The sequence below is a fragment of the Pseudomonas edaphica genome (genome assembly GCF_005863185.1).
GTDB classification, from domain to species: domain Bacteria; phylum Pseudomonadota; class Gammaproteobacteria; order Pseudomonadales; family Pseudomonadaceae; genus Aquipseudomonas; species Aquipseudomonas edaphica.
This window is the reverse complement of the sequence record NZ_VBVZ01000222.1, coordinates 1-9325: the sequence shown is the minus strand read 5'-3', so window position 1 is coordinate 9325 and position 9325 is coordinate 1. Positions and strand designations below refer to the sequence as shown.

Sequence of the window (9325 nt, the reverse complement as noted above, 5' to 3'; positions counted from 1 at the left end):
TTGCGTTGAGCATAAGTGGCAATTTTTTGCCACTGTCGCCCTTGACTGTTCTGCCATGTCAACGAAGAAAGGTGGCGAAGTTGCCAATCACCTATATTAAGCCCTGAGTTAATTCCCAAGTAGGAAGACGTGCTGTTCAGGCCATCGTTTCGCATTTGATAGGTATTGAAATCGTAACCAAGTACAGCCGCATTGATACCAGGATCCCAGTACTTGGGATCGACATAGCCCCGTGCATTGCGGCGCAGCGAAACCTGCGGCAAACTCAAATCCAGGCGCAAATCAGACGGATCAAAACTGAATGACGCATCGGTCACCCATTCACCGATGCTTCGGCACTCTGCATCGGCACTAGCACCCAACTGAAATTTGCTTGTATCGACCGCCATGCCGTCAAGTTGCTTCAACGTGAAACAAGGTTCGGCGTTCTTTTTACCGGTTACCGCACGGAATAATACGTTATCGCGGCCAATCCAGGCGCCATTAGCGAACGTATCTACCCGATATGTTCCTGTCGGAACAGGGTTACCGTTGGCGAACCGTGAAACATCTACCTCCCCCTTGCCCCGAAAGAATTTGCTATCGAAACTAACCTCTGCCAAGTAGTCATTTGGTAACTCGGCGAGCGCATTGTTAACTTGCGATAACAAGGCGCAGCAAACCATGACCATCTCCAAGCGTCGAGAACCGCGTTGCTCGCTGATGCTCACGCAGGCCCCACTCATGGATATCAAACGGCTTCGCGATTGGATTTTTTTTACAGCGTTTGCCATGCTCATATGCCGTGTTGTCCTTCACCTTGCATGCTATTAGCCGGTTTTACTGCTCAAGTTTGCCAATATGTGGATCACCGCCACCGAAATCGTTAATGGAGATAAAATCCACCTGAACGTCGCTGCCTGGTTTGCCAGATAGTTCCTTCAGAGGAAACATGACCCGCCCTCCCGGACTTAGCATTTCTCCGTTTTCACCGTGATAGCTTTTACCGTTGACCACAATGCCGGCTTTGGTAAGGGTAATGAAATAAGGGGTAGGGTTATGGCCTTCCAATACCCAGCCACTGGATGATTGCTTTACCTGCCAGCGTAATTGCTTTGGCGAGTCCATAGCGGTTCCAGCTAAGTTGGGGGGACGAAAGAAGATCTTAATGCGCGAACGAAACGCCAACTGCATTTCAGTTTCTGCACCGCTGGCCGAGGTGGGCGGTATTTCCAAAACATTCAACCAGAACAGCGACTCTTTATCCTGTGGTAAATCCGCACCGGTAAACATCATACGTAATGTCTGCCCCTTGTTAGGGTCCAAGCGTGACACAGGCGGCGTCAACACGAAGGGCGCACTGCTATTTTCCGGTAATGTGTCCGGGTCCCCGGCGTCCACCCATGACTGTACGAGCGCCGGAACGGTTCCGTTATTGGTCAGCTTAATAGAGACATCTCGATCAGCACCCGGGTAAACCACTCGAGTAGCCGCGATAACTACACTGGCCTTCGCAGGCCCCCCTAAACACAGTGCCAGTAGAAACACCCAGAAAAATACGAAAGCATTACGCTTCATAAGGAAGCCCACTAGAATAAATTCACAGAAATAAAAAACAAATAAAGACGCGACGGTCGTTGACCGTCGCCCCCACACCAATTACGGGTAAATGATGGTGTAGTTCACTCGGGTTGTTACGCCACCTGCGGTAGCAGCACCCAGCGACTGATACTGTGCGTAGTAATCAAACTTTGCCGCACCATTGACCAAGTTGGTCGATGGGGTATTAGCTACAACATCGCCGAGTTTAATCGGGCTAAAGGCAGAGCTCAACAAGGCAACTTGCACGTTAGTAGCATTGCCAGCACCGTTAGTGATATTCAGGTTACCGGTTGCCACATCAACTTCGGCGCCCGGCTCAAAATATACCTTCACGGCACCATTCAATGGCGCACCGCAATCGGTCAGCGCAATGGAAAATGGCGTACGGCCAGCCCAAGAACCTGGCCTCACAAGAGAGGCGCTGGAAACTTTAGGCAGCGTGACCTTAAGATCCGGGGTGCCGCCGTTAATTGTACAGCTTTGCGTCGTAATCGACCCCTCGAACTCAACGAGACCATCTGCCGCGCCAGCCACCGGCACAATGAATGCCGCACCCAAACTAATAGCAAGTGCGCTCAGCAGCGTAGAATTTTTAGCTTTCATTTTATATTTCCTTGATTGATTTTTCATTTTTACCCCTAATGGCACACACCAAATCGTCTTAAAGCGATATTAAATTTCATCCCTGACTGCCGCTTTATCCTTTAAGCAAGCAATTAATACGCCCAAAGCTTTCGACGGAACCACAACTCTAGAACCATTAAAACAAAACATTTATCTAAAACGAAGAGAATGCGTGACATCCTCCATCAACACCAAAAAGCCGAATCAAACAATCTGACTAGCATCCTCTGCAATTGAATGATCAATTACAGGGTGGGGTCATTTTATTTAACCTAACCTTAATATCCGAGGGGAATTTTCCTCCCATGACATGGGAATTTTCACAGCAAACTTGAAGAACCTCGACAAAATATATCAATCGCCCTCCAATCAATACTAAAAGCGTGCTCCTGTATTGAATATCATCAACCGACCCAAACATCTCACCGAGACTTTAACTGTATACAATCAACTTTGAGCCAACTGCAATACGACCAAGTTAAGCACCAGACCAACTGCAAAAATCTGACGAGAGATTTATAGCAGCCCGGTAATCACATCTTTATTAACACATGGTCATATTCATATTTTTCAGGGCGTATCACACACCTCTCAGCACAACCGTTAACGCCTACCTATGCATCCCCAGGTAAAGCTTTCGATCACGCCGGACAGATTACCGCTCCTACCTTTGACTGACTTTGCGCATGAAATGAAGCCGACCAAAAACAGTCCATCAGCTCACATACGCGCCGACAGAATGTCGCCTCCCTTGGTAACACCTGAATCCACACGATTTCCGCTCGAAAAAAGGGGCTCATTCATAAAAATGTCAAGAAAACCGTCCATAATGTCAGCGCAGGTCTCTCGAACGCATAAGGAGTACTCACGATGAGTAGCAGTTATTGGCCGATCGGTCTCAGCTTTGTTTTTGCCTGGAGCACTGCATGCATGGCAGGTTATTCAGACGGGCAAGGCACCATTCAAATCACCGGCGGGGTCGAAGAACCCGGCTGTAGTTCGAACGCACCTTCAAGTTCACGCGTCGCTTTTACACTCAATGATTGCCCAAGCGTGGTACGGGGTGCTTCCATTAATATTACGCATGTTGAGGACCCCGAAACAGGCACCCTTTCTGGGCACCTCCCTGGTCGCATCAAATTAGTCAGTGACAGTGGCGCCCAAGGCCGATACTACAACCGGCAATATCAGGTACAGGATAACAACGGAAAAATTATCCGCTCAGGCGCTTACGTAATCACCTTCACATCTCCATAAAGGACGATGCATACCGTCATTTTGACGGCAGGGTGAATTATATTTAAACGTGACGAAACAAGTTCGTTACCTTGCGCCGACTCGCCTCCGTTTTCTTCAAGTCAACTAGTTGCATCACATCTTTTATCGTTCTGTCATCTGGCCGACCCGGCAACTTCATGAATATTTTCTTTCCACCAAACTCTTGAGCATCGATAACTTCAGGCGGCTGCCCTTCATACATTAACATGTTGCAAATACTGAAGCCGCTGAGCAGCTCTTCCACGCGAGCCAACGTGCAGCCTTTTATCCCGCTATTGATCACCACGAGATCAAACTGGTCTGCCGCTTGCGCAGCCAGTAGCAAAAACTCATCAAAGGACTCAACGGGCGCAATTCGATAATAACCATTACTATTGAATGCCTTTTCGATGCTTAAGCGCTGCAAAGGTTGATCGTCGACAATCAAAATTCGTAAATATGGAGTCGCCACGTTCACCTCCTCAACAAATTGCTTTTTAAACAGGCGTCTTTTTTGAGATCGTTATACAACGTGATGACAAACCAGCACTAACCTAACTATTTAATGGTATCAAGGGCTCACCTGCTTCGACCCTTGATACATTGTCGCTTTCTTGGCGGAGACCTTCTTGAGGAAAAGGCACACGCACCTGTGGGAATTTTCACCAACAAAAACACGAATTGCAGATTTCCCCACATCCACAAGAGGCAGGCTGCCCCAATAACGAAATCCCCACGTAGCTCATTCAGATCTTGCCTCAAGCCAATCTAATAGCGCATGACGACTCATCGGCAGCGCAAACAAAAAACCCTGCCCCTGTGTGCACCCCAGGTCCAGCAGTTGCTCATGCTGGCTTTGCGCCTCAATCCCTTTGGCCACGACTGTCATTCCCAAGGCCCTTCCCAAGGCCAATGTACTGACAACTACGGCGCGGCAGTACGGCTCATGATCGAGCGTGCGCACAAACTCCCCGTCCAACTTGATTTCGTTGAATGGCAACTGGCACAAGCGTTGTAACGAAGAAAAGCCCGCACCGAAGTCATCAATCGATAATCGGCAGCCCATCATGCGTAAGCGCACCAGGTTTTCCAGGCAAGCGGGCGAAGCCTCCATCAGGCCGTTCTCGGCCAGCTCAAAAGTCAGCCCCGCCCCACTCAGTCCATGGCTGGCCAAACGCGCTTTTACCTCGAGCGCCCATGTCACGTTGGTGAGTTGGACAGCCTGCAGATTGAATGCAACATTAAGAAGGTAACCACGCTTCAACGCGTCTGCTTGCAATCTCATGCCGTCGTCGAGTTGGGCAAAAAAGAGCTCGTTCAGCAGATTGCAGCTTTCTACTGCGGGCATAAACACGGCAGGCGATACAAGACCACTGAAAGGATGGTTCCAGCGAGCCAGCGCCTCGACACCTGTCACGCCACCACTGCGCAGATCGACCTTGGGTTGAAAGTAGGTCTCCATTTGCTGATGCGCCATGGCTAAACGTACCTCCTCGTCACCGATCGCAATGTTGCAGCCGCGGGAGTTCTGGCATGTACCCGCCCCGTTCAAATACTGTTTGAGCAGCGGCTCAACCGCGTCGATCTCCAACGGCTTACACACATCGCCCAAGACTACACCGCCCAGTAATGGCACCAGTTTCCTGGCGGCTCGACGCACATCTTCGGTCAGGGAACTGTTGATGATCACCGAACGCACTAACCCGGCGTTCGTGGCGCGCTGTAGGAACTCGAGGCCGTCCATTCCCTCCATGTGAAGGTCGCACAACACAATATCCACCGGCCCGGCCTCGCGCAGGGTGCGCAGTGCCTGCGCACCGTTGGCGGCGGCAAACACCGTCTCGCACCCCAGCTGCTTAAGCAGGTTAACTGCAATGGCGCGTTGAAAGTGATGGTCCTCCAAAACCAGGACCCGTAGGGGTAGTACAGGCATGGCTATGTTCTCCACAAAATAATGAGTGCGTCTTGCATAACGTCTCTTTTGCATGAATACGGTGATTGAGGCGGCTGATTGCGTGAAGACCGCCTGATGAAAATTCTTTCTTGAGTCGTAGGCTGGACGCTGTGCCTGCTGGGCTTTGGCGGTTCGGCTATGCGTCTACGCGTTCTTCCAAGGTCTGCGCCAGTGCTTCCATTGCCTGATGCAAGGCGTCAACAGATTGCGTAAGTCGGTCGTGATCCAAGTTATTGCAATCGGTCTGTACCCGTTCGCAGCATTGAATCAACCTCTGAGCCTTGATGATTCTCGCCCCACCCTTGATTCGGTGCGTGAGGTCGGCTATCCCGGCAAGGTCACCCTCGCTGAAGAGCTTCACCAAGCGAGACAGGTCTTCGTCGTTGCTTTTGGCAAGGTCCTTCAACAAATGAACAATTGAAGCCCTATCTCCATACGTCAGTTGCTCAAGGCTGGTCAGATCGACGCCATCGAGTCCTCCCAGCGAACTTTCCTCACTGATGCCCCTTACGAAAATCGGATCTACGGGTAAAAGACGTGCTGCCAGGTCTTGCATGCTGATGGGCTTGAACAGGCAGTCATCCATGCCAGCTGCCAGGCAGCGATCAATTTCATCAGCCTGCGCATTGGCCGTGAACCCGAGTACCAGGCACCGCGATGCATCAGTGCGCTGCTCTTCCGCCCGAATGTGCCTGACCAGCTCGTACCCGTTCATAACCGGCATATTGCAATCAGTGATCACCACATCGAAATGCCCGTTACGCCAAGCCCGCAACCCATGAGCACCGTCAGGCTCGTCGCTGACGTTGTGGCCTAAATAGGCCAGTTGCTGCTGCAACAACAAACGGTTGGCCGGATAGTCATCCACCACCAACACGTTCAGTACTTTGCCGGCAATGCCGGCTTCAATCTCCTGTGCCACCAGCGCTATCCGCTCAAGGACCGGTAACGTCAAGACCACGTCAATTTGGGTTCCGATTCCCAGAACACTGTGCAAGCTCAGCTCACCGTGCATCAGCTCGCACAACGTCCGGCTGATCATCAGCCCCAAACCCGAGCCACCCTGCTGGCCCTCACCTGGACTGCCGGCTTGGCTGAATGGCAGGAACAGTTGTTCCTGATCCTCTTTTGAAATACCTGCTCCGTTGTCTCGAACTTGTACTCTGACTGTCAGTTGGTCCGCACTTTGCGACAGTTGCGCTTGCACACTGACGACCACTTTGCCCTCGTGGGTAAACTTAATGGCGTTACTCAGCAAATTGGAGAGGATCTGCTTGAAGCGCAGCGGATCGATATACACATCTCGATCCGCTTGAGTGTCAAACTCGACTAAAAGGTTCAGCTCTTTTTGCCGCGCCAACCCTTCGAACACGCGTACGACAGATTCCACCAGAGGTTTGAAAGCAGCCCGCTGTGGCGCCAGTTCAAGGCGTCCTGACTCAATGCGCACGACATCCAAAATATCGCCGATCAACCCCAGCAAGCCTTGCGCAGCACCGAACGCAACTTCGATAGCAAAACGATCCAACGCACCTTGATCGGCTTTTTTCATGGCCAACTCAAGCATGCCCACAATCGCGTTCATGGGCGTGCGAATTTCATGACTCATCGTCGCCAGAAAGGTCGTCTTCGCGCGGTTGGCGTTTTCCGCATCCAATTTGGCAGCCTGCAACTCGCCATTCAGGCGGTCCCGCTCACTGATGTCGATCCAGCCTGCAATGATGCCTTTTATATCACCGTCGTTGCCGCGAAACGGCAAAATCCAGTGATAGGCCATGATCTCCTGACCCTGTGCGACAAACATGAGCCGGTCTCTGATCCGTGGCTCACCGCTCTGTATAACCTCGAAGTACTCCTGTTCGAGGACACGGGCGTATGGACTTTTATCGCCCAGGCCATCGATCACTCCCTTACCCAGCACATCATCACGGCTGACACCGAGGGCAAGCAGATATTGAGTGTTACACGACATCAATTGAGCATGGCGATCACGCACGTAAATAGGGTGAGGCAGACTGTCAATCAACACGCGCATGAACGCCATCTGCTCGTTCAATTGCTGTTCCGCCGTTACACGTTTACGAATAAGGCGCCGCAAATAGGCCACCCAACAAAACGCTACGATCAACAGAGTCACCACCACGGCAAACCCTTGAAACATGACACTGCGGTTCGTGTCCCAATAGTTGTTCTCCACCACCGCGTTGCCGAACCACCGATTGGTCATCTCATCTATTTCATCGAGAGGAATACTGACCATGACCTTATCGAGAATCGAATACAGCTCCGGCTCTCCTCGGCTTGTGCCCAAGGCCAGTTGCGCCGGCCGCGAACCAATGGCACCAATCATGCGCAACCGGTCACGGTAGTAGTTGGTAATCAAGTACTGCGCGCTGATAAGCGGGCTCAGAGCGGCATCGACCTTGCCGGCGACGAGCATCGACATGGAATCTGCGGCATTGACCGACTGAACAACCTTAATACCCGGATGATAGATACTCAGGTATTCAGCCATCGGACTCTTGGCCACCAGGGACAGGCTTTTGCCTGACAACTCATTCAGGTTACCGGGCGCGTCCGTACCGATACGTGTGCTCAGTACATAAGGGCTTGTCCAATAGGGCCGGGTAAAAAGCAAGCGCTTATGCGAGGTATGAAAGGTCGCCACTACATCGGCCTTGCCCGCCAGTACCAAGTCGATCAGTTCGTCATTGGACTTTCCAATCACGATGTCGAATGTTATGGGGATCCGTTGGCTGATTTTTTCCAGCAAATCTGCACTGATGCCGCGAAATTTTTTATTCTGGTCATAAAAGGACATGGGTGGATTACCGTCCATGACCGCCACTTTTATCTGCGGGTGGTTGTTCAGCCAATGCTGTTCGGCATCATCGAATTGTATTTCCTCGCGACCATGCACGGAAACCGCGCTCGCCTTCCAGCGCCGAGTGATCCGGTTTTTTTCCTCATGCGAAACCGCACTGAGCGCGCGGTTTACCAGTTGTAGCAAGCGTGTATCTTCTCGGTTCATCACAAAACCGAACGCCCCTGATTTATCGTCGACAAAGCTCAAAAACTGCAAATCCGCGAAGTGATTTCTATTGATCAGATAGTTCGCGCCAATCCCCCCCCCCAGGTAAATATCGGCTTGCCCAAACGCCAGCGCCGTCATTGCATCAAATGCCGTAGGGTATGTTTGCAACGTCGCATACGGATACAGCAGCGCCACTTCCGCAGGGGTCATATACTGATCGAGCATGGCAAGCCTAAGACCGGTGAGTTTTGCCGGCAAACCACGAGCGTTGCTGATAGGTGCTACCAGCACCGAGGGGTCATCAAAGTAGGCGATGGACTGTGTTAGTTGCGGGTCGCTCAACTCGGTGGCTTCCAGCGCCCCCACCATATCGACTTGACCCGTCTTGAGCGCTTCGATCAGCTCCGCCCGATTTCGATAACGCTGCACTTTGATAGTGACATGCAGCAAATCTCCTAACAGTTCGACGTAATCGGCGGTCAGGCCCTCATACTCACGCTCGCTGGAGGTCAATTCAAAAGGGGCGGATGCGGTTTTGGACGTACCCAGTGTCAAGACACCTTTGGTGCGTAACCATCGCCAATCGGCCTCGTCCAACCCCAACATTTGCACTGAAGAATGAGAGCGGCCCAACAAGGTCAACGGCTCGGCAACACGGGCGCTATGGTCCGCATATATCGACGAACTGAACACCCATAAAAACGCGCCCGCCCACACAAGCCCTTTCATTTATAGAAGCTTATTGCGTTTAGCGAAGTCGGCCAGGTAAATCAGTGATTTTACATTGAGCTTTTCAATCAACCGATTTTTGTAATTGCTGACCGTTTTATTGCTTAGCAGCATGGCCTCGCCGATTTCCTTATTGCTGAAACAAC

The 9325-nt window shown here is 51.4% G+C and carries 8 protein-coding genes; 1 reads left to right on the top strand and 7 read right to left on the bottom strand.

Features of this window, described 5'->3' with window-relative positions; all coding sequences use genetic code 11:
* From FEM54_RS16070 to FEM54_RS16060, 3 genes are all read right to left on the bottom strand, one after another.
* Nucleotides 1–779, bottom strand: a 779-nt coding sequence (locus FEM54_RS16070) for a FimD/PapC N-terminal domain-containing protein (protein WP_138451859.1), incomplete at its 3' end; no start/stop codon positions are given.
* Nucleotides 780–819: 40 nt separating this feature from the next.
* Nucleotides 820–1557, bottom strand: coding sequence for a fimbrial biogenesis chaperone (locus FEM54_RS16065; RefSeq protein WP_138451857.1), 738 nt, complete (start codon nucleotides 1555–1557; stop codon nucleotides 820–822).
* An 81-nt stretch (nucleotides 1558–1638) separates the two neighbouring features.
* On the bottom strand, nucleotides 1639–2211 hold the full coding sequence (locus FEM54_RS16060; protein WP_240792755.1) for a fimbrial protein: 573 nt from the start codon (nucleotides 2209–2211) through the stop codon (nucleotides 1639–1641).
* A gap of 864 nt (nucleotides 2212–3075) precedes the next feature.
* Here FEM54_RS16060 and FEM54_RS16055 point away from each other — a divergent pair.
* Nucleotides 3076–3462, top strand: coding sequence for a type 1 fimbrial protein (locus tag FEM54_RS16055; RefSeq protein ID WP_138451855.1), 387 nt, complete (start codon nucleotides 3076–3078; stop codon nucleotides 3460–3462).
* Nucleotides 3463–3505: 43 nt separating this feature from the next.
* Here the strand turns inward: FEM54_RS16055 and FEM54_RS16050 are convergent, their stop codons facing one another.
* The 4 genes from FEM54_RS16050 to FEM54_RS16035 all read right to left on the bottom strand — a co-directional run.
* On the bottom strand, nucleotides 3506–3934 hold the full coding sequence (locus FEM54_RS16050; RefSeq protein ID WP_171045850.1) for a hypothetical protein: 429 nt from the start codon (nucleotides 3932–3934) through the stop codon (nucleotides 3506–3508).
* A gap of 270 nt (nucleotides 3935–4204) precedes the next feature.
* Nucleotides 4205–5395, bottom strand: coding sequence for an EAL domain-containing response regulator (locus FEM54_RS16045; RefSeq protein WP_138451851.1), 1191 nt, complete (start codon nucleotides 5393–5395; stop codon nucleotides 4205–4207).
* 157 nt (nucleotides 5396–5552) lie between these two features.
* A complete protein-coding gene (locus FEM54_RS16040; RefSeq protein ID WP_138451849.1) occupies nucleotides 5553–9179 on the bottom strand; it encodes a transporter substrate-binding domain-containing protein in 3627 nt (1208 codons plus the stop codon).
* On the bottom strand, nucleotides 9180–9325 hold a 146-nt coding region (locus FEM54_RS16035; protein ID WP_240792756.1), incomplete at its 5' end, for a LuxR C-terminal-related transcriptional regulator.